The organism is Hymenobacter nivis, assembly GCF_003149515.1.
Lineage (GTDB): Bacteria > Bacteroidota > Bacteroidia > Cytophagales > Hymenobacteraceae > Hymenobacter > Hymenobacter nivis.
The window spans coordinates 356,141-374,718 of sequence record NZ_CP029145.1; the positions used below are offsets into that span (position 1 = coordinate 356,141).

The following is an 18,578-nucleotide window of genomic DNA, read 5'->3' on the forward strand; positions in this document are numbered from 1 at the left end:
CGGCTTTTTTGTACCTTCCGCCCCGTATGGCTACTCCTGTTACTACTGCTTCTGCGGCTTCGACGACCGCGGTGCCGGCCCGCTCCTACGCGGGGCCCATGGTGCTCATGACGAGCTTGTTCTTCCTGTTTGGGGCCGTTACCAACTTCAACGACGTGCTGATGCCTTACCTCAAGGACATCTGCCAGCTCACCGATTTTCAGTCTACGGCCGTGCAGTTCGCCTTCTTCGGGGCCTACTTTCTGATGTCGCTGCCTGCCGGGTTTGTGCTGAAGAAGCTGGGCTACCAGCGCGGTATCGTGGTGGGCCTGCTCGTGATGGCGGCCGGGGCCCTGTTGTTCGTGCCGGCGGCCAACTCGCGCACGTTCGGGCTGTTCCTCACGGCGCTGGGAGTGCTGGGCGCGGGCATCACGCTGCTGCAAGTGGCGGCCAACCCCTACGTGAGCGTGCTGGGGCCCGCGCGCGGCGCGGCGGCCCGGGTGAGCGTGGTGGGGGTGGCCAACAACTTCGGCGGGGCCCTCTCGCCGTTGGTGGGCGGGCTGGTGCTGTTCGGCGGCTCGGTGGCCCTGAAGGCCAAGCTGGCGGCCCTGCCCCTGGCCGAGCGCCTGGGCCAGGAGGCACAGCTCGTGAAGGGGCCCTACCTGGGGCTGGCGGCGTTTCTGGTGCTGCTGGCGGGCGTATTTTTCTTCGCCGTGCAGCTGCCCGACATCGAGAGCATTCCTGAAGAAGAGGCCCTGGAGGCGCGGCCCGTAGCCGCCGGGCGCACGTCGGCCCTCGCTTTTCCGCACCTGGTGCTGGGCATTGGGGCCATTTTTGTGTACGTGGGCGTGGAAGTCGGACTAGGCTCGCTGCTGATTCGCTACGGCGAAAGCCAGAATATTGCGCAGCTGTCCGGCTTCACCCAGAGCCTGGTGCGCGGCCTGAACGCGGCCACGGGCTGGGCGGGGGCCCTGTTTGGGCAGGCACCGGCGGCCATTGATACGTCCATCGGCTTCACCAAGGCGGTGGGTGCGGTGCTTGTCTCGTCGTACTGGTTTGGCTCGCTGGTGGGGCGGGTGGTGGGCATCCCGCTGCTGCTGCGCTTCCCCAACCGGGCGCTGCTGGTAACAGTGTGCGCGGCCGGCGCGGCGCTGGTGGCGGCCAGCATCCTGAGCAGCGGCGAAACGGCCCTCTGGCTGGTGGTGCTCTGCGGGCTGATGAACGCCATCATGTGGCCAGTGATTTTCCCGCTGGCCATCACCGGGCTGGGGCCCTTCACCAAGCAGGGCTCGTCGTACCTCATCATGGCCATCGTGGGCGGGGCCCTCATTCCGCCGCTCATGGGTTGGCTGGCCACGCACGGCGGCGGACTGCGGGTGGCATTTGTGGTGCCAGCGCTATGCTACGTGTACTTGCTATTCTACGCCCTGCGCGGCTACCGGGTGCGGTAAAGTGCAAGAATGGGGCCCCAGGCAGTAGTGGGTTTGCGGTGGCGCTTGTAGCTTAGCGCTGTCTTTAACCCTACTTCTTTTTATTATGAAACCCCAGCTTATTAAAGTTAAATTGTCCTGCTTTTTTATCGTTTTACTGGCCTTGGCGCTCGGGGCAGGCAGTTGCAAAAAGCTACTCAACCTACTGCATTTTACCGTTAGCGACGCCAGCAGCTTCACGGTGCCGGCGGCGGCCACGGCTACGGGCGCGGTAGTGGCGCTGCCGGGCCTCACGGTTTCCTCTACCTCGTCGAGCACCTATACCAACAATAAAACCTCGTCGGACTACGTGCAGGACGTAACCCTCGACCAGCTGACGCTGACCACCACCAGCCCGGCCACCCAAAATTTCGACTTCCTGAAAAGCGTGAGCATTTCCATCGCCTCCGATGCGGCAGGCACCAATAAAACGCTGCTGGCCAAGCTCGATGCCGTGCCCACCGGCCAAACCACCATCATCCTGCAACCGGTCGGCAACAAGCTTGACCTGTATCTACGGGGCAACTCCTACACCTTGTTTACGACGGTGACCGTGGCCCAGGTTCTGCGCCAAAACACCACCATCCGCGCCGATACCCGCTTCAACGTGACGGCCACCCTGCCCGAGTAGGGCCCCGGCCGGCCCCGGCGCTACCTTTGCCGCCCCATGCCGCACCTCGAAGAAAACGTCTCCCTCCGCCCCTACAATACCTTCGGCCTCGCCGTGCGGGCTCGCTATTTCGCCCGTTTCGGCAGCGCCGACGAGCTGCGGGCCCTGCTGGCGCTGCCACGGGTGCAGGCCACCGAAAAACTCGTTCTGGGCGGCGGCTCCAACCTGCTCTTCACGCAGGATTTTGCCGGCGTGGTGCTGAAAAACGAGATTCGGGGCCTGGAAATCCTTTCCGAAAACGCCGACGACGCCACCACGGCCCTGGTGCGCGCCGGAGCCGGCGAAAGCTGGCACGGCCTGGTCGAGTACGCCCTGGACCAGCAGTTGGGTGGCCTCGAAAACCTCTCGCTCATCCCCGGCACGGTGGGCGCCGCGCCGCTGCAAAACATCGGCGCCTACGGGGCCGAGCTGCGCGATACCTTCGAGCGGCTCGAAGCTGTAGAGGTGGCCACCGGGGCCCTGCGCACGTTTGGGGCCGCCGAGTGCGGGTTTGGCTACCGCGAAAGCGTGTTCAAGGGCCCGCTCAAAAACCAGTTTGTGGTCACGGCCGTGGTGCTGCGCCTGCACCGCCAGGCCCGCCCCAACGTGCGGTACGGGGCCATCCAGGATACGCTGGCCGACTTTGGCATCGAGGGCGAGCCCACCATGCACGACATCAGCCGCGCCGTGGTGCACATCCGCCGCTCCAAGCTGCCCGACCCGGCCGAAATCGGCAACGCAGGCTCGTTCTTTAAGAACCCCGAAGTCTCGCAGCGCAAGTTCGACGAGCTGAAAACGCAGCACCCGGCCATCCCTGGCTACCCCGTACCCGGCGGCGTGAAGGTGCCCGCCGGCTGGCTCATCGAGCAGGCCGGCTGGAAAGGCCTGCGCCGGGGCCCCGGCGCGGGCACCCACGGCGTGCACGACCGCCAGGCCCTGGTATTGGTGAACCACGGCGAAGCTACCGGCCACGAGCTGCGCCTGCTAGCCGAGGAAATTATCCAGTCGGTGCGCGCCCAGTTCGGCATCGAGCTACACCCAGAGGTGAACATTATGTAGGCTTGCTTCTGAGTTAAAGAAAAGAACGTCATGCTTCGCTGCGCGCTGCATGACGTTCTTTTTTTTAACTCAGAAGCAAGCCTTGTAAGTGGCCGGGGCCAAATAGCTCCGGCCAACGCCTGGGCCCTGCGCAGTCATTTTTTCAAAACCTTTACTTTTGTTCCGCAGGCTCGTGCTTGTTAAGCACGTTGTAAACGTTGGCCACCAACAGCACAAAAACGCCGGCCGAAATGCTCAGCAAAACGTTATAAAACTTGGGCGCTGACAGCGACAAGCGCAGAATCACGGTGGCTAGGGCGAAGGAAGAATACCGGAATAAATGAATGTATAGGTTACTATACCGCAGCGAAATAATGAGAATGAAAATATCGGCAAAAATCAGAATGGTATAGTATAAATTAAATAGGCTTTGGAGGTGATTAGCACTGAAAAAGTTGGTTAATCCGTCTCCGGCGAGAAATAAAAATATGATCAGCAGGATGCTCGCAATAAACTTTTTTAGCATGACGAAATTAAGCTGCTCCTGCGGGCTGCTCGTAATCTTCACGTGCTTCTGGGCCCGATAGAACAAGCCGGCAATCAGGAAAATGACCACGGCCCCGAGGGCATCTGCCAACACGGGCAGCAAGTCTAGCAAAGTGGTGGCGTTCCAAACCGTTTCCAGAGGCAAATGCCCCAGCTCCTTGAACGAGTCCCGTAGCAAGATCAGCGACACTATCTCAAACTGCTTCCCCACTGAGTCGGCCACCGAATGCGTGAGCGTAAAGACTAAGCTCAATATTTCGGCAACTAATAGCACACTAAAGGCAAGCTCAATAGCAAAGAAACGGCCGACAACAATGGAGATTAGGTGGTAGTAGGACAGGGCACTGATGGTAATCCCAATTAAAAAAAACAGCACTACCAAATTGCTCGTGGCCTTCGAGGCCTGGAGCGAATGCCATTTTGTTTCGGTGTGATCGTAGAGCGAGATCCAGCTTTGTAAGTATCTATCCATAGCGCAACCCCGGGGCCCCGGCAATGCCTGGTCCTTCCAGATGGGTGCCAAGGCGGCGATGACCACTACAAGCGTGCGGCGGTCGCTTTGTTATTTGAGCACGGCCAGCGTCACGCCGTCGCCGCCGCGGTCGGCGTGCTCATCGGCCACGCTGGCCACGGCCTTGACGGAGCGGAGGTAGTCGCGCACCACTTGGCGGAGCACGCCGTTGCCACGGCCGTGCACGAATTTCACTTCCGGCATCCCCAGCATCACGGCGTCGTCCACAAAGCTCATGGTTTTGGTGAGGGCTTCTTCGGCCCGCTCGCCGCGCAGGTCCAGCGTGGGACTGAAGCCGGCCATGCGGTCGGTGATGTTGATGCCGTTGCCGCTGGGGCCCCCGCCGCTGAGGCGCGAGGTTTTGGCCTTGGCGGCCTGCTCCCGGTCGCGGATTTCGGCGCGGCCCAGCTTTTCGAGCTGGCTCACCTTCACCAGCGTTTTGAGGCCCCCGAACATCACTTCGGCGGTTTTGCCCTTCACGCCCACCAGCTCGCCGTAGCCGTCCTGGCCCAGCAGGGCTACTTTGTCGCCGGGTTGGAGGCCGCCGGCGGTGGCCAGCTCGCGGGTGGCGCGGGCTTTGGGCGGCTCGATATGCAGCTCTTTCCGTACAAAATTATCCAGCTTTTCGCGGGCCAGCTTGTTAATTTCCTTGTCGGCCTGGCCCCGGCGGATTTCGCCAATCGTGGCCTCAATCTGCTGGTTGGTGTCGCGCAGCAGGGCCTTGGCTTCTTGCTTGGCCGCGCGCAGGGTTTCGAGGCGCGTGTCTTCGATGTGCTGCTTGAGGTCGGCGTATTCCTGGGCGGCTTTTTTGAGGCGGCGCTCCTGCTTGGCGGCTTCGGCGGTGTGGCGTTCCAGTTCGGTCTTCTCCTGCTCTAGGCCCTCTAAGAGCTGGTCGTAGCGGATTTTATCCTTGCCCACGAGCTGCGAGGCGCGCTCCACCAGGTCCTTGGGCAAGCCAATTTTGCGGGCAATTTCGATGGCGAAGCTTGAGCCCGGCTTGCCCACTTCGAGGCGGTACAACGGCTGCAAACGCTCGGGGTCGTAGCGCATGGCCCCGTTCACGAAGCCCGGCGTGCGCTCGGCAAAGTTCTTGAGGTTGGTGTAGTGCGTGGTAATGACCCCAAACGTGCGCGCCCGGCTGAACTGTTCCAGCACGGCTTCGGCAATGGCCCCGCCCAGGCTGGGCTCGGTGCCGGTGCCGAATTCGTCAATCAGCACCATGCTTTTCTTACCCGCCAGCAGCAGGAACTGCTTCATGGCCAGCAGGTGCGAAGAGTAGGTCGAAAGGTCGTTTTCCAGGCTCTGCTCGTCGCCGATATCCAGGAAAATATCCTCGAACACGCCGGCCTCCGATTCGTCGCCGCACGGGATGAGCAGGCCCAGTTGCAGCATGTACTGCACCAGGCCCACCGTCTTCAACGTTACCGACTTACCGCCGGCGTTGGGCCCCGAAATCACCAGCATCCGCTGCTCGTAGTTCAGTTCCAAATCGAGCGGTACCACCTCGCGAACTTCGCCGGTTAGGCGCTTGTGCTCGGCGTAAGCCAGCGTGAGCAGTGGGTGGCGCACACGCTTCCAGCGCAGCAGCGGCTTAGGGTCGAGGCGGGGCAGTTGGCCATTCAGCTCCACCGCGAGGCGGGCTTTGGCGCGGATGAAATCGAGCAGGCCCAGGTACTGGTAAGCGCGACGCAAGTCGGGCAGGTGGGGCCGTAGTTGGTCGGTGAGGGCCATCAGAATGCGCACTAGTTCGCGCTGGTAGGCATTTTCGAGGTCCTTGATGTCGTTGTTCAACTCGAACACGGCGGCCGGCTCGATGTACACCGTTTGGCCCGTGGCCGACTCGTCGTGGATCAGGCCCTTCACCCGGCGCTTGTGCTCGGCAGTGACCGGCAGTACCAGCCGCCCGCCCCGGATGGTGGGCTCGGCCCCGGCCGGCACCCAGCCCTCGGTGATGGCGTGGCGCAGGATGCCCGCCAGCTGGCGGCGCAGCTGGCCCTGGCGCACAATCAGCTCCTGGCGCAGCTGGCGCAGCAGCGGCGAAGCGTCGTCGCGCACCTGGCCCTCGTCGTCCACCACCTTGTCCAGTGCGGCCATCAGGTTGCGGTCCACTTGCACACCAATGCCCAGCAGACGCAGCGTCGGGTACTGGTCCGCGGGAGCCTGGGTGAAGAAAACCAGCGCTTGCCGGATGGTGCGCAGGCTCATCTTCACCTCAAAAAACGCGGATACGTCGAGGAAGGCTCCCGGCAGGGCCGCTCGCTTGAAATGTACCTGCGGGTCGTAGTAGTGCGAGGCCGGAAAATCGGCCCCCGACCGCAGCAGAAAGGCAAACTCGTTGGTTTGTTGCAGCAGTTTCAGGAGCGGTTCGGCCTTGGTCTGGAACTCCAGCTTGGCCACGTATTGGCGGCCCAGGGCCGATAAGCAGTTGGCTTCGAGCCGCTGGCGCAGCGCGGTAAAGCCAATTTTAGCTTCGAAATTTTGGGGGAGTAGCAAGTAAGCAGGCGTTGGTATATAGCTACGAAGGTAAACCGCGGGGCGGGGCGAAAGATTTCGCGGGGCCAGGCAATGGTACATCCGGGGGCCCCGCCGGTGTTGCTTGCCCCCGCCCCCGCCGGAGGCCCCAGCGCGCCAACCAGCCGGGCATTACCGGCCTTAATCGGGCTATTTTAGCCAGGTATTAACCTATTTTAGCCAGCAATTTATGTAATTTAGCCATAATTTGAGCTAATTTAGTCAATATGTAGACCTAATCAGCCGATATTTGGATATTATTAACCCTTACTATACTTAAATTAGCCGATATTTAATCTAAATCAGCCCATACTCGGGCAATTTTTGCCAGCTATTACCCTATTTTAGCCTACCAAACCTCCCTTTATGTTCGACACTGCCGAAACCCTGGCCACCGCCTTTGCCCGCCGCGTGGCCGAGCGCGATAACCCGCCCCCCGCGCCACCCTTCAGCCAGGAGCCGGCCGCCGTGCAGGCCCGCCTGGCGGCGTGGCTGCGCACCGCCCACGCCGTGCGCGACCCGCGCGGCCAGCGCTGCCTGGGCCAAATGCTGAGGGCCCTGATGCAGCACCCCGAGCGCACCACCGCCGAGCTGGCGGCGGCCGGTGGCATCGGGGCGCGGGCCGCCGCCCGCGTGGCTGAGCGCCTGGCCACCCTGGGCCTCACCGCGTGCGAGTACCGGGGCCGCTACCGCTACCACTGCCTCACCCGCGCCGCCGAAGACGCCCTGCTGCGGGTGGTGGCCGGCCCGCCCGGGGCCCTACCCCCGGTCAACACCGGCCCCAAATAGCGCAAAATCGTACTTCACCGGGTCCAGCGGGTCCAACTCGCGCAGGTTCGCGGTGAGTTCTTCGGCGGCTTCCCAGTCCACGAGCTTGCGGGTGAGCAGGCCCAGGGGGCGGGCCTGGCGCTCCACGTGCAGGTCGATGGGCATGATGAGGTCGGCGGGCGAGAGGCGGGTCCAGAGGCCAAAATCAACGCCGCGGTCGTCGCGGCGTACCAGCCAGCGCAGGTACATATTCACGCGCTTGCAGGCCGACTTGCGGGCCGGCGTGGCCACGTGCTTGCGGGTGCGCGCCGGGGCATCGGGCAGGCTGAAGAAGCGGTGGTGGAAGTTCATCAGCCGCTCGCGCTGGGTGGCGCCGACGAGAAACGCCGTCTCCAACGTGTCGTGCTGGCCGTACCAATCGCGCAGGAAATGCACGAAATACAGCAAATCAGTGTCGCAGAACGTGCGGTGGCAGAAGCCAAGCAGCTTTTTCAGGTCCTCGTCCTGGTGCTGGGTAACGAACTGGTAGGGCACGTCGTCCATGCGGCGCAGCAGCTCGTTGCACTTGTTGATGATGGTGGGCCGCTGACCCCAGGCCAGTAATGCGGCAAACAAAGCCGAGATTTCCACGTCCTGCCGCTGGGTGAAGCGGTGCGGAATCTGAATCGGGTCGTTTTTAATAAATTCCGGCCGGTTGTAGCGGTCGTACTGGGCATCAAGCTGGTGCCGCAAGTGGGCCAGGTTTTTCACATGAGGGGCCCAGCGGGCAGAAGTTGGCGGTGGAAATAAAGACGACGCGCCGCCCGGGGCCCCGCGCCGTTTTCGGCGGGGGCCCTAAACTTTCGCCTGCGGCACGCGGTGCTCGGCCAGCAGGGCAGCTACGTCGGCAGGCGCCGTCGGGGCCGGCAAGCGGCGCAGGTCGAGGTAGTAGCAGGCGGCCTCGACGGGGTACAGCAGCAGCCAGTCGGGCCGCACCCACGTGGCTTGGCGTAGGCTGGTCCACGGCACCTCGAACCGCCCCAGTGCGCTCTGGCCGCACAGCGCGGTAGCGGTCAGCTCGTAGTCGATGGGCGTGCGCATAGCCTCGCTGCCGTTGTAGGTGCGCCGCAGCAGGCGCAGCACCAGCAGCGGCCGCAGCGCGCCGTAGGCCAGCCCCACGGCCAGCAGCACCGGCGACGACCACGCGAAGGACCCGTCGGGGGCCCGGCCCAGCAGCTGGGCCCCCACGCTGGCGGCCAGCAGCACCAGCGCCACGCCCAGCAGCCAATGGTTGCGCCGGGTGGCGGGTGCCCGTCGCCACAGCCGGAAGTTCACGGCCACGTACTCGTCGGCCGAAATCAGGACGCCGGGTAATTTCACGAAAAAAGCTTGCTTTATCACGCCGGGGCCCTACGGGACGTAACTGGTTTCCACGCGGAAGCGCTGGTCAGTAGTGCCCAGCTTCTGCACAGCCCGGGGCGAGAGGCGCACCAGAATGTTGTTGTTCTCGCCGGTGTCGGGCAGCTTGCCGATGACGCGCACGTACACCGACTGCCCGTTCATAGCATTCCGCACCTGCATGATGGTGCCCACGGGGGCCGTTTTGTGCAGGGCCAGGTACTTATCGGTGCCGTTGTTGTCGATGCCGGCGGCCATGCCGCTATCCGTCACGCGGCCCGCCAGCTCGCTGGCCCGGGTGGGGGCCCGCTCGGCGGGGCGGTCAGCTTCCTTGGCCGTTTCCTTCTCGGCCGGCGTGGCCGGCGTCACGGTGGCCACCTGGGCGGGCTTGTCGGGCACGGGAGGCATGGCAGGCGCGGGGGTGGGCGCGGGCGTTTTGGCCAAGGTTGGGGCGGCCGCAGCGGCGGCCGGGGCCCCCAGCAGCAGCTGCTGGCCCACGCGCACCCGGCCGTTGGCAGGCAGGCTGTTGCGCTTGATCAGCTCGTCGGGCGTAAGCTGGAAGCGGCGGGCGATGGCGAACAGCGTTTCGCCCCGGGCCACGGTGTAGCGGCCCGATGCGGGCAGGGCGGCCGTGCCCCCCGTTTTGGCCGCGCCAGCAGTCGCCAGTGCCGCGCTGGCCGCGGCGGCGCTGGGCGCCAGCGGCCGCGGCACCAACACCACCTGCCCGATGCCCAGGCCGTTGGCCACCTGCGGGTTGGCGGCGGTGAGCTGGGCCACGCTCACGTGGTAGCGGCGCGACAGGGCGGAGAGGGTTTCGCCGGCCCCCACGCGGTGGCGCACAAAGCGCTGGCCACCGCGCATTTCCACGCCAATAGAATCGGCCGGGGCCAGGGCCCGCACGGGCGCCGGGGCCCCGGGCCCGTGCAAAGTAGCCGCAAGCAGCAAAAAGAATCCAGTCATATAAAAGTCGGCGTTGCGAAATTCCTGCCAAACCCCGCCGTGGGGGCAGGCACCTTGGCCGGCGTGGGCAAAATAACAAAAGAATACGCCCACCTCGCCCACCGCCGGGGCGCCGGGGGCCCTGGCGCGGGCCAAAAGTGCGTTCTTTGGCCCGCCCGTCCCGCTCTCGCCCACCCCTTTCCCCGCTGCATGGTCCTCGGCCTGATTCCCGCCCGCTACGCCTCCACCCGCCTGCCCGGCAAGCCGCTGGTTGATTTGGGGGGCATATCCATGATCGAGCGCGTGGTGCGCCAGGCCCAGCAAGCCCACCTCGACCGCGTGGTAGTGGCCACCGACGACGCGCGGATTTTAGCCCATGTGCGCGGTTTTGGGGGCGAGGCCGTGCTCACGCGACCCGACCACCATAGCGGCACCGACCGCCTCTACGAGGCCTTCCAGCAGCTGGGCAGCCCGGCCGAGGTGCGCGCCATTATTAATATTCAGGGCGACGAGCCGTTCGTGCACCCGGCCCAAATCAACGCGCTGGTCGACTTTTTTACCGACGAGCGCACCGCGCCCGACATCGCCACGCTGGTAACGCCCGTGCGCAGCGCCGAGGAACTCTTCAGCCCGCACCTGCCCAAAGTGGTGCTCAACCAGCGCCAGGAGGCCCTGTATTTCAGCCGCCACCCCCTGCCTTACCAGCGCGGGCGGGCGCCGGCCGAGTGGCTGGCCCACCACCGCTACCTGCGCCATCTGGGCCTGTATGCCTACCGGCCCGGCGTGCTGGCGCGCCTCACCCAGCTGCCCGTATCGGCCCTCGAAGCAGCTGAGAGCCTGGAGCAACTGCGCTGGCTGGAAGCCGGTTACGCCATCCGATGCGCCGAAACCGAGCTGGATGCCTTCGGCATCGACACCCCCGAGGATGTGGCCCGCGCCCGGCAGCAGCTGGCGGCGGGCGGCTAGGGCCCGCGGGAGCCTCGGGCTAGGCGTGGTCCCGGGCGCGGGCCATGGTGTCGTCTTCCTTACCGGTTTTGCGTCGTTCTTCCTGCATTTCTTTGGATAAGAAGAAGTTCCGGGCCGTGCGGATGATGGCGATGGCCCCGAGTCGGCCAATCTGGTCCCAGCTCAGGGCGATGGATGTGGAGAGAATGTCGGCCCCGAGCTGGAATTCAAGCGCCAGGGCCAGGTAGCGCGAAGGGGTGAGCCGGATGCCCGTGAAATCGACCGTACGCCGCGCCCACAGCGCCCGCACCAGCCGCCGCCTGGCCACCAGAATTCCTAGCGCGATGATGAGGGCCCCCACTAGCTCCACGCCCAGTTTCAGCCACTGCACAGCGCCGATGACGTGGACTTCGGCTTGGTTGTACAAGGTGACGGGCTCCATAAATCGGGAAGAAATGGTGCAGCAGATTGGTTTTTTACAACCGCTGGACCGGCGAATAATCGTGGTATTCTTGCTGAACGCGGACTATTGCGCTTGACCAAGCGGTTGTGTCCTGCACGGCCAATCGAATAGTCTTTTCACACTTTCTCGAGCAACCATTTCTGTCGTCGTGAAGATCATTAGGAATGCAAGAAGAATACTCAACGTCTATCCAGCGGTATTCCTGAGCAGGTAATAGCAGGGGCCGAACTTGGCGGGCGATAAATAGGGCCTCGGTTCTTAACTTAAAACTATCCTGGCCGCAGAACTTGGCGTCGCCATCGCTCACCACAACGGCAAAACCCACTCCGACGGAATCGTCGTCCATGCTTTTTCCTCGGTAATCGAATCTATGGTAAAAATTGAGCTGGACTGGGCATTGCGGCCTAAAAAATAGGGGCAACCACGTTTGAAGCCACGATTTTTTGCAGCCCGCCCGCTGCTCCACGTAGGAGTTCAGGTTCTGCTCAATGGCGCGCTCGGTGGCATTTAGGGGCCGTTGCATTGAGCCGCACGCGCTTACGCTCCAGGCCACGCCCAGCGCTAATATCGTTTGCCACCGAATCGAACGTTTTTTCATCAGCCGCCAATTTTTTTGGCTTTGTAACCGGCTTGCACGAGCAAAGCCAGAATTTTCTCGCGGAAATCACCCTGCACTAAAATTTCGCCATCTTTGGCGCTGCCGCCACCGCCACACTTGGTTTTCAATAATTTAGCCAGGGCTTGCAGGTTGCCATCCGTACCCACGAAGCCGGTGATGAGTGTAACCTGCTTACCGCCGCGCTGCTTTTTATCGAGCTGCACGCGCAGCTGCTGCTGCTGGTGCGGCAGCGTGGCGGCTTCGGCGTTCTGATCTGCCGATTGGTACGAGAAATCGGGGTTAGTGGAATATACTACCCCGGCGCGGTTGTCTTTTTTCATGGCAAAGAACTTGTAATCAGTGTCTACAAAGAAAGGCCGGGGCCCCTACACGGCCACGGCCAGCGCCAGCGGCAGCAGCTCTACGACAAATTCGGTGGCGTGGCCCAGGTAGTCGCCGTCGATGTGGAAGCCCAGCGGGGCCCCGGCCCGGACGTGCGCGTGGGCCGTGTGGAAGTACTCGGCTGCGCGGGTTTCGGGCAGGTTGCCTATCGCCATGGCTAGGCTCACGCGGAAGGCGCGCACCACGGGCAGGGCGTCGATGAGGCACACGTCGAGCAGGCCGTCGCGCAGGTCGGCGCGGGGCGCGATATACACGTCGTTGCCATACTGCGAGGCGTTGGCGAAGGCCAGCACATAGCAGTCGGAGGCCCGGCGCTGGCCGTTCAGCTCTACCTCCACAGGTACGGGCCGGTAGCGGCGGTACTCGCGTAAGGTTACACGCAGGTACGTGCTCAGGCCCCGCGAGCCGGCCCGGGCGAAGTGCTGGGCCACGTGCGCATCGAAACCCAGCCCCGCCGTGCAGAAAAACGGGTGCCCGTTGATGCGCCCCACGTCGATGCGGCTCAGGGTAGGCGCGGCTAGCCGGCGCAGGGCCCCGGGCAGCCCCAGCGGTACCTTCAGGTGGCGGGCCAAGCCGTTGCCCGAGCCCTGGGGCACGATGCCCAGCGCGGCGGCCGTACCCAGCAGGCCGCGGCCCACCTCGTTCACGGTGCCGTCGCCGCCCACGGCGGCCACCACGGCAAAGCCCTCAGCGGCCGCGGCGCGGGCTAACTCCACGGCGTGGCCGGGGCCCTCGGTGTGCCGCACTACGTAGCCGGCGGTGGGGTTGGCGCCCCCGAAGTGCCGAGCGATGAGCGCGGGCACGTCGCGGCGGCGGTTGGGCCCCGCGGTGGGGTTTAGAATAAAACAGGTGTTGGACATGCGGGCAAACCAAGCAAAGCCCTGAGCTTCGCGCGACAAAAAAACCGCCCGCTCCCCCGAAGGAAGCGGGCGGCTCCAACTACAACGGCGCGAAACGCTAGCCGTTCATTTTCTCGCCCAGCTGCTGGATCAGGTCCGCGGTACGGGTCGAGTAGCCGGTTTCGTTGTCATACCAGCCAATCACCTTGGCCAGCGTACCGTTAGCCGACGTCAATTCCGAGTCAAAGATGCACGAGTGCGGGTTGCCCACGATGTCGATGCTCACAATCGGGTCGGTATTGTACTCGATGATGCCTTTCATGGGGCCCTCAGCGGCGGCTTTCAGCGCGTCGTTAATTTCCTGCTTAGTCACCTCGCGCTTCAGAACCACGGTCAGGTCGGTCATCGAGCCATCCGGCACGGGCACGCGCATGGCCAGGCCGTCGAGCTTGCCCTTCAGTTCGGGCAACACCAAGCCCACGGCTTTGGCGGCGCCGGTGCTGGTGGGGATGATGCTGTAGGCAGCGGCGCGGGCGCGGCGCAGGTCCTTGTGGGGCGCGTCCTGCAGGTTCTGGTCTGAGGTGTAGGCGTGCACGGTGGTGATATAGCCTTTCTCGATGCCGAACGTGTCGTTCAACACCTTAGCCATGGGAGCCAGGCAGTTAGTCGTGCAGCTGGCGTTCGAGATGATGGTTTCGCTGCCGGTTAGCGTGTCTTCGTTCACGCCGAGCACCACCGTCGGGATGTTGCCGGTGGCGGGGGCCGAAATCACGACCTTCTTAGCACCGGCCGTGATGTGCTGTCCCGCGCCGGCCTCGTCCACGAAGCGGCCCGTGCTTTCGAGCACGATGTCGACACCCATTTTGCCCCAGGGCAGCAGCTTAGGGTCGCGCTCGGCAAGAGCCACAATGTGTTGGCCGTTCACGGTCAGGCTGTCGTCGTCGTAGCTCACTGTGCCGTCGAAGCGGCCGTGCACCGAGTCGTACTTGAGCAGGTGGGCGAGGGTTTTGTTGTCGGTCAGGTCGTTGATAGCGACGATTTCCACGTTGTCGCGGCCCAGCAGGGCCTTGAACGTGAGGCGGCCGATACGGCCGAAGCCGTTGATGGCGACTTTGATTTTTGCCATTGGTAGCAAGAAAAAAAAAGGTGGCAAGCCGCCCCTCCGGCGGCTTGGTAAAACGCGGGGCGAAGATAGCAGGAAGCCCGGCGCCCCGCCGCCGGTTTTTACGAAACTGGGCCCCCGGGGCCCACGCTACCCCCGCCACACGCGGGCCCCACAACTTTTTCAGCCTGAAAAACAAGCCAGTTACGTTCCAGCCGACATTTTTTTCACGTCCTTCCCTTGCCCAGCAAAATGACGCCCGTATCTTTGCACCACCAAAATAGAAAGACGGTCCGTTCGTCTAGGGGTTAGGACAGTAGATTTTCATTCTACCAACAGGGGTTCGATTCCCCTACGGACTACTAAAAAGGCTCTCAGAAATGAGAGCCTTTTTCTTTGTCTATTAGTGCCTTAGGCGGTTTTTATCTTAATGTTGGATAGCCTTTGTTTAGGTTACAGAGAAGAATCTTAAGCACCCATGCACAAGTAATCGTGTGGGGCGAAGGCGCTAATTTTGGCGTATGCTACTCGCTTCACTTCCGCTCGCAGCTCCTGAAATCACCACCCTGGAGGCCGCTGCTGCTCAGGGCCCGCACCCGCGAATGCGGCGGCGTGCCCAAGTTATTTTGGGACACCACCGCGGGGCGACCGTTCAGCAATTGGCCACTTTGTTTGCCGTGGGCTATAATACGGTCGGTATCTGGCTGCGCCGCTGGCAGGAGCTGGGCTTGGCCGGGCTGGCCGAGGGCCAGCGGTCGGGCCGCCCGCCGAAACTCCCACCAGCAGTAAAAAAAAGTAGCGACCTGGCTGGGTACGGCCACCCAGCAATTGCGCGCGTGGCTTCCTGACATCCGCCGAGGCTGGGGCCTCAAGCTCAGCCTGAGCACGCTGCGCCGGCTGGCGCGCCGCGCCGGCTACCGCTGGAAGCGCTGCCGCAGGAGTCTGAAAGCGCAACGCGACCCGGTCTTGTTTGCCGCCGCCCAGCAGCACCTGCACACGTTGCACCAAGCCGAAGCCCGCGGCGCGGTGGCCGTGGTCTACGTCGATGAGTGCCGCTTCTCGCGCCAAGCCCCCGTGCCCTATGCCTGGCAACGGCGTGGGCAGCCCCCGGTGGGCCTGCCCGCCGTACGGGGGCGCGGGGGGCATTCGGTCCTGGGCTTCTGGCAGGCCCACGCCCCGCACCAGCCCCTGGAGGCCTACGTGCGGGAAGGCAGCCTGACGGCCGACTTATTTGTGCTGGCCGTCAACGCATTCTGCCACAGTCTAAGCGGCCCTACCGTGCTCGTACTCGACAATGCCTCCATTCACAAAGCGCACGTGGTGCGCGCTTGTGAAGCCAAGTGGGCAGCGGCCGGCCTGACACTCTTTTTCTTGCCCGCCTACAGCCCCGAACTCAACCACATCGAACTGCTCTGGCACCGCTGCAAGCACTATTGGGTTCGCCCCCAGGATTACGCCACGGAGCAAACCTTGCTACAACGCCTCGAACACGTGCTGGCAAACGTCGGTAATCACTACACGATTACTTTTGCATGAGTGCTTAGTGGGCACCAACGCGTTACGAGTGTCCTTTCCCCAGCGGATAGTGCTGCTAACACCTCTAAAGGTATACGTGGGAATATTTTCGGTTACGCATAGCGACACCTATAGCCGTAGTGAGGTGGTCCGATTACGCTGGACAGTTTAGGGCATTAAGTTGAAGAATCTGTTGGTGAGTGTGATAGGGCAGTTGATAGGCGATGCTGGAGTGCAAACGTTCGTGATTATAGTAGTCAAAATAAATGGCCACGCTGGCCTGGGCGTCGGCCAGGTCGGCAAAAACGGGCCGCTCCCGTAGCTCGAGCACCTCTGTTTTGAGGCGCGACCATAAGCTTTCCGCCTGGGCATTGTCGTCGCAATCGCCCCGGCGGCTCTGCGAGCGCAGGGCCTGGTGGTCGTGGAGCAGTTGCCGGTAGACAGACGTTGCCACAATACTGCCCACCCCGGTCGGCGTGGACGAGCAAGCCGGGCGTGGGCGGTTGCGCCCAGAAAGCGCGCTGCAAGGCCCTGGTAATGAGCTCCTCCGGCATGGAGGCCCCCACTTGCCAGCCCAGCACCTGCTTGCTGGCCATGTCCTGGTACGCGCACAGGCACGCCCAGTCCCCGTTGGCCAGCGGCAGGTACGTGCTATCGCTGACCCAGACCCGGTTGGCCTGGGTGGGCTTGGGCTGGTCAAGCAGCCGATTCGGCGCGCAGCGCAGGCCGTGGGGCGAGTCGGTGGTGCGCGGAGTGTAGGCCTTGGGTTGCAGCGCGTGCAGCCCCCGTCGGCGCATGGCCGTACGTAGCCGCTGGCGGCCCACCCGGTAGCCTTTCTGGCGCAGGGCCACCCGCAGCCGGCGGGTGCCGTAGCGGCGTTTGTGGTGCGCGAAAACTTGGACCAAGGCCGCTTCCCAGGCGGGTGGCTCCTGGTTGACTGCCTGCCGTTGCGCTTGGTGCCACGCATAATAGCCGCTGGCCGGCATGCCCAGCACCTGGCAGAGCCGGCGCACGGGGCACTGAGCGCGTTGCACCTCGATGAAGCGGTAACGACTCATTGGCTGTCGGTCACGGAAAAGATGGCGATGGCTTTTTTTAAATTGTCCAGCTCCTGGGCCTGCCGCTGATTGGCAGCCCGCAACGGCCGCAATTCGGCCGCCGTGGCTGGGTCCAGCTCCGCCCCACGGGCGGCCGCCACCGGCGTAAGCGCTTGCTGCTGCCACTTGTAAATGCGCTTGGGGTCGATGTTCAAGGCGCGCGCGGCGGCCTGAGTCGAGCGGCTTTCACCGGCCAGGCGCAGGGCTCCGGCCCGGAAGGCGGCATCGTAACGCCGACGTTTGGTAGGTGGGGGACTGTCTTTCATGAAGTTGGAAAGTTAAGGCCCTATTCTGTCCACATTTACCCGACCACCTCACTATTGTGTCCTAGCAGGGATGCCCGGAGCAACCGGACTCCCTACCAGCACACGTTAGAAATGCACCGGGCCAGATGCCGAACACAGCTTGGTTGAGCAGCAAAGCGAGAGAATAGTCTACTACCGTGCGAGAGGACTATTTTGTCAATTCGCTCTCTCGGCTGGTATAATTCGGCCCAGCGGCTACTTTTTCACCACTAGATCCATGCCGCACTTCGGGCACTTGCCGGGATGGTTGGTCACCACTTCGGGATGCATGGTGCAGGTATACTGCGTAGCCAGGCTGGCGGGAGCGGTAGTGCTGTCGGAGGTTGCTGCCGCGGTAGTGGGGGGAGTCGTTGTAGTTTCAGTGCTCTTGTTGCCGGAGCAGCTGGTGGTGAAGGTGAGGCTGGCCAGGGCCAGGCTGTAGGGGAGGAACTTATTCATGGGATTAAGGAAAATTGCGAAAAGAGTGAAAGTGAAAATGATAGGAGTTACGCAAAAATCAGCGATGGATGGCGTAATTCATGTCGCATATACTCATTCAAAAAGCCTTGTTTGAGTTGATAGACAGTCTGTTTGGTTTGATAGGCGGCTTGTTTGAGGCGGGTCCAGGCGCGCACGGCCAGGGCAAGGCGGTTGCGCTGGCTGCGGGCCAGCCGGCACTGGTAGGCCTGCACGCCGGGGAGTTGCTTGAGTTCGCGGTGAAACTGCTCCATCGTCCAGCGGACGCTGCTTTTTTGCTCAGCAGCAGCCGTGTTCAAGGGCTCGGCCTCGTTGATGAGGAGGTAGTCCGTCCGGTGGGGGGACGCTAGTACGCGGAAAAGTTTCAGGGTGCAGTCTTTAGGCATATCCTTTGCTTTCAGGGTTTTGCCGGCTTCCACCTCCGCGACCGACCAGTACAGGCCGGCTACGGGCTGGTAGGGCTGCTGGCCGCCGGACTCGTCGACGAGGCGGTTGCTTTTCAGCGGGTAGTAAAACGTTTTGCCTTCTTTCAGTAGCCACTTGAACAGGGCCGTGGTGGCGTACCAGCTGTTCATCAGCACCGTGCGGTACGAGATGCCACGCGGAGTCAGTTGGGCCAGCATCCCGGCTACGTGGTCGAGGTTGGTCTTGCCGTCGGTGTCGGGGGCGAAGAGGCGATAGTCAATGAGCCAGAACTGGTCGGTTTCCGGGTTGACGTACACGCAGGTGACCAGGCCGATGCCGGCAATTACGCCGTGGGCGTTGCCGCTGTACGGGCGGCGTACGAGTTCGATGCGCCGGCTGTGGTGCTTGTCGAGCACCGTATCGTCAAACAGGACGTAGCCCCGCGCGCTCAACACGACCTGCGGGCGCACCTGCTGCCAGCGCTGACGCGGGGTAAAGCGCTGGGTTTTGAGAAAATAGCGCACGTTATCGTGCGAGAGGCCCTCCAGGTATTCGGCCAGGTACGTGCCCGTGTAGTTGACCTGGCTGCTCACCAAAAACTGCCCGTACAGTTGTGCCGTCACTTTTATGGCTTTTTCTTTCAAGTTACCTCCTTTTGCGTAAG

The 18,578-nt window shown here is 63.0% G+C and carries 21 protein-coding genes, 1 tRNA gene and 1 pseudogene; 8 read left to right on the forward strand and 15 right to left on the reverse strand.

All coding sequences use genetic code 11. The features are described 5' to 3' along the window. Positions 1-26: 26 nt before the first annotated feature. The 3 genes from DDQ68_RS01445 to murB all read left to right on the forward strand — a co-directional run bounded on the left by DDQ68_RS01445 (position 27) and on the right by murB (position 3,156). A complete protein-coding gene (locus tag DDQ68_RS01445; RefSeq protein ID WP_109652404.1) occupies positions 27-1,430 on the forward strand; it encodes a sugar MFS transporter in 1,404 nt (467 codons plus the stop codon). A gap of 142 nt (positions 1,431-1,572) precedes the next feature. Continuing rightward, on the forward strand, positions 1,573-2,079 hold the full coding sequence (locus tag DDQ68_RS01450; protein ID WP_162549716.1) for a hypothetical protein: 507 nt from the start codon (positions 1,573-1,575) through the stop codon (positions 2,077-2,079). Between the two features lie 36 nt (positions 2,080-2,115). Continuing rightward, complete coding sequence (murB, locus tag DDQ68_RS01455) at positions 2,116-3,156, forward strand: UDP-N-acetylmuramate dehydrogenase (RefSeq protein WP_109652410.1); 1,041 nt, start codon at positions 2,116-2,118, stop codon at positions 3,154-3,156. Positions 3,157-3,307: 151 nt separating this feature from the next. Here the strand turns inward: murB and DDQ68_RS01460 are convergent, their stop codons facing one another. Then, positions 3,308-4,219 carry a hypothetical protein gene (locus DDQ68_RS01460; protein ID WP_162549717.1) on the reverse strand — a complete coding sequence of 304 codons (912 nt, stop codon included), beginning with the start codon at positions 4,217-4,219 and terminating at the stop codon, positions 3,308-3,310. A 24-nt stretch (positions 4,220-4,243) separates the two neighbouring features. Next, positions 4,244-6,685, reverse strand: a complete 2,442-nt coding sequence (locus tag DDQ68_RS01465; RefSeq protein ID WP_109652416.1) for an endonuclease MutS2 — start codon at positions 6,683-6,685, stop codon at positions 4,244-4,246. A gap of 384 nt (positions 6,686-7,069) precedes the next feature. Here DDQ68_RS01465 and DDQ68_RS01470 point away from each other — a divergent pair, with 384 nt between their 5' ends. Continuing rightward, positions 7,070-7,492 (forward strand): hypothetical protein, encoded by a 423-nt coding sequence (locus DDQ68_RS01470; RefSeq protein ID WP_109652419.1) that lies wholly within the window; start codon positions 7,070-7,072, stop codon positions 7,490-7,492. On the opposite strand, the gene DDQ68_RS01475 is transcribed toward DDQ68_RS01470, so the two are convergent. The 3 genes from DDQ68_RS01475 to DDQ68_RS01485 form a co-directional block, all read right to left on the reverse strand. Beyond that, positions 7,463-8,221 carry a TIGR02757 family protein gene (locus DDQ68_RS01475; RefSeq protein ID WP_109652421.1) on the reverse strand — a complete coding sequence of 253 codons (759 nt, stop codon included), beginning with the start codon at positions 8,219-8,221 and terminating at the stop codon, positions 7,463-7,465. The genes DDQ68_RS01470 and DDQ68_RS01475 overlap by 30 nt on opposite strands. An 84-nt stretch (positions 8,222-8,305) precedes the next feature. Then, entirely contained in the window at positions 8,306-8,830 is a 525-nt protein-coding gene (locus DDQ68_RS01480; RefSeq protein WP_109652424.1) for a hypothetical protein, read from the reverse strand. Positions 8,831-8,860: 30 nt separating this feature from the next. Next, a complete protein-coding gene (locus DDQ68_RS01485; protein ID WP_162549718.1) occupies positions 8,861-9,808 on the reverse strand; it encodes a LysM peptidoglycan-binding domain-containing protein in 948 nt (315 codons plus the stop codon). Positions 9,809-9,997: 189 nt separating this feature from the next. Here DDQ68_RS01485 and kdsB point away from each other — a divergent pair, with 189 nt between their 5' ends. Next, on the forward strand, positions 9,998-10,753 hold the full coding sequence (kdsB, locus tag DDQ68_RS01490) for a 3-deoxy-manno-octulosonate cytidylyltransferase (protein WP_109652430.1): 756 nt from the start codon (positions 9,998-10,000) through the stop codon (positions 10,751-10,753). A gap of 19 nt (positions 10,754-10,772) precedes the next feature. Here the strand turns inward: kdsB and DDQ68_RS01495 are convergent, their stop codons facing one another. The 5 genes from DDQ68_RS01495 to gap all read right to left on the reverse strand — a co-directional run bounded on the left by DDQ68_RS01495 (position 10,773) and on the right by gap (position 14,160). Next, positions 10,773-11,174, reverse strand: coding sequence for a DUF1622 domain-containing protein (locus DDQ68_RS01495; protein ID WP_109652433.1), 402 nt, complete (start codon positions 11,172-11,174; stop codon positions 10,773-10,775). 34 nt (positions 11,175-11,208) lie between these two features. Continuing rightward, positions 11,209-11,793, reverse strand: coding sequence for a hypothetical protein (locus tag DDQ68_RS01500; protein WP_109652436.1), 585 nt, complete (start codon positions 11,791-11,793; stop codon positions 11,209-11,211). Then, entirely contained in the window at positions 11,793-12,134 is a 342-nt protein-coding gene (locus tag DDQ68_RS01505) for a translation initiation factor (RefSeq protein ID WP_109652439.1), read from the reverse strand. The genes DDQ68_RS01500 and DDQ68_RS01505 overlap by 1 nt, the downstream gene beginning before the upstream one ends. A 45-nt stretch (positions 12,135-12,179) precedes the next feature. Then, positions 12,180-13,055 (reverse strand): diacylglycerol/lipid kinase family protein, encoded by an 876-nt coding sequence (locus tag DDQ68_RS01510; RefSeq protein ID WP_109658280.1) that lies wholly within the window; start codon positions 13,053-13,055, stop codon positions 12,180-12,182. Positions 13,056-13,152: 97 nt separating this feature from the next. After that, positions 13,153-14,160 (reverse strand): type I glyceraldehyde-3-phosphate dehydrogenase, encoded by a 1,008-nt coding sequence (gene gap, locus DDQ68_RS01515; protein ID WP_109652442.1) that lies wholly within the window; start codon positions 14,158-14,160, stop codon positions 13,153-13,155. Positions 14,161-14,426: 266 nt separating this feature from the next. Between gap and DDQ68_RS01520 the strand changes: the two genes are divergently transcribed. The 3 genes from DDQ68_RS01520 (at position 14,427) to DDQ68_RS01530 (ending at position 15,672) form a co-directional block, all read left to right on the forward strand. After that, a tRNA-Glu gene (locus tag DDQ68_RS01520) sits at positions 14,427-14,498 on the forward strand. Between the two features lie 240 nt (positions 14,499-14,738). Next, positions 14,739-14,984, forward strand: a complete 246-nt coding sequence (locus tag DDQ68_RS24530) for a helix-turn-helix domain-containing protein (protein WP_369076534.1) — start codon at positions 14,739-14,741, stop codon at positions 14,982-14,984. Beyond that, positions 14,965-15,672 carry an IS630 family transposase gene (locus DDQ68_RS01530; RefSeq protein WP_162549719.1) on the forward strand — a complete coding sequence of 236 codons (708 nt, stop codon included), beginning with the start codon at positions 14,965-14,967 and terminating at the stop codon, positions 15,670-15,672. The genes DDQ68_RS24530 and DDQ68_RS01530 overlap by 20 nt, the downstream gene beginning before the upstream one ends. A gap of 133 nt (positions 15,673-15,805) precedes the next feature. Here DDQ68_RS01530 and DDQ68_RS01535 read toward each other — a convergent pair whose 3' ends face one another. The 5 genes and pseudogenes from DDQ68_RS01535 to DDQ68_RS01555 all read right to left on the reverse strand — a co-directional run bounded on the left by DDQ68_RS01535 (position 15,806) and on the right by DDQ68_RS01555 (position 18,543). Continuing rightward, the gene (locus DDQ68_RS01535; RefSeq protein WP_162549720.1) at positions 15,806-16,105 is read right to left on the reverse strand and encodes an integrase core domain-containing protein; all 300 of its coding nucleotides are present in this window, start codon (positions 16,103-16,105) and stop codon (positions 15,806-15,808) included. Between the two features lie 52 nt (positions 16,106-16,157). Further along, a pseudogene (locus DDQ68_RS24535) lies at positions 16,158-16,709 on the reverse strand (IS3 family transposase); the annotation flags it as partial. Continuing rightward, complete coding sequence (locus tag DDQ68_RS01545) at positions 16,706-17,014, reverse strand: transposase (protein ID WP_109652459.1); 309 nt, start codon at positions 17,012-17,014, stop codon at positions 16,706-16,708. The gene DDQ68_RS01545 and the pseudogene DDQ68_RS24535, both read right to left, overlap by 4 nt. Before the next feature lie 234 nt (positions 17,015-17,248). After that, positions 17,249-17,491 carry a heavy metal-binding domain-containing protein gene (locus tag DDQ68_RS01550; RefSeq protein WP_109652462.1) on the reverse strand — a complete coding sequence of 81 codons (243 nt, stop codon included), beginning with the start codon at positions 17,489-17,491 and terminating at the stop codon, positions 17,249-17,251. Between the two features lie 47 nt (positions 17,492-17,538). Continuing rightward, a complete protein-coding gene (locus DDQ68_RS01555) occupies positions 17,539-18,543 on the reverse strand; it encodes an IS701 family transposase (RefSeq protein ID WP_109658281.1) in 1,005 nt (334 codons plus the stop codon). Positions 18,544-18,578: the final 35 nt, after the last annotated feature.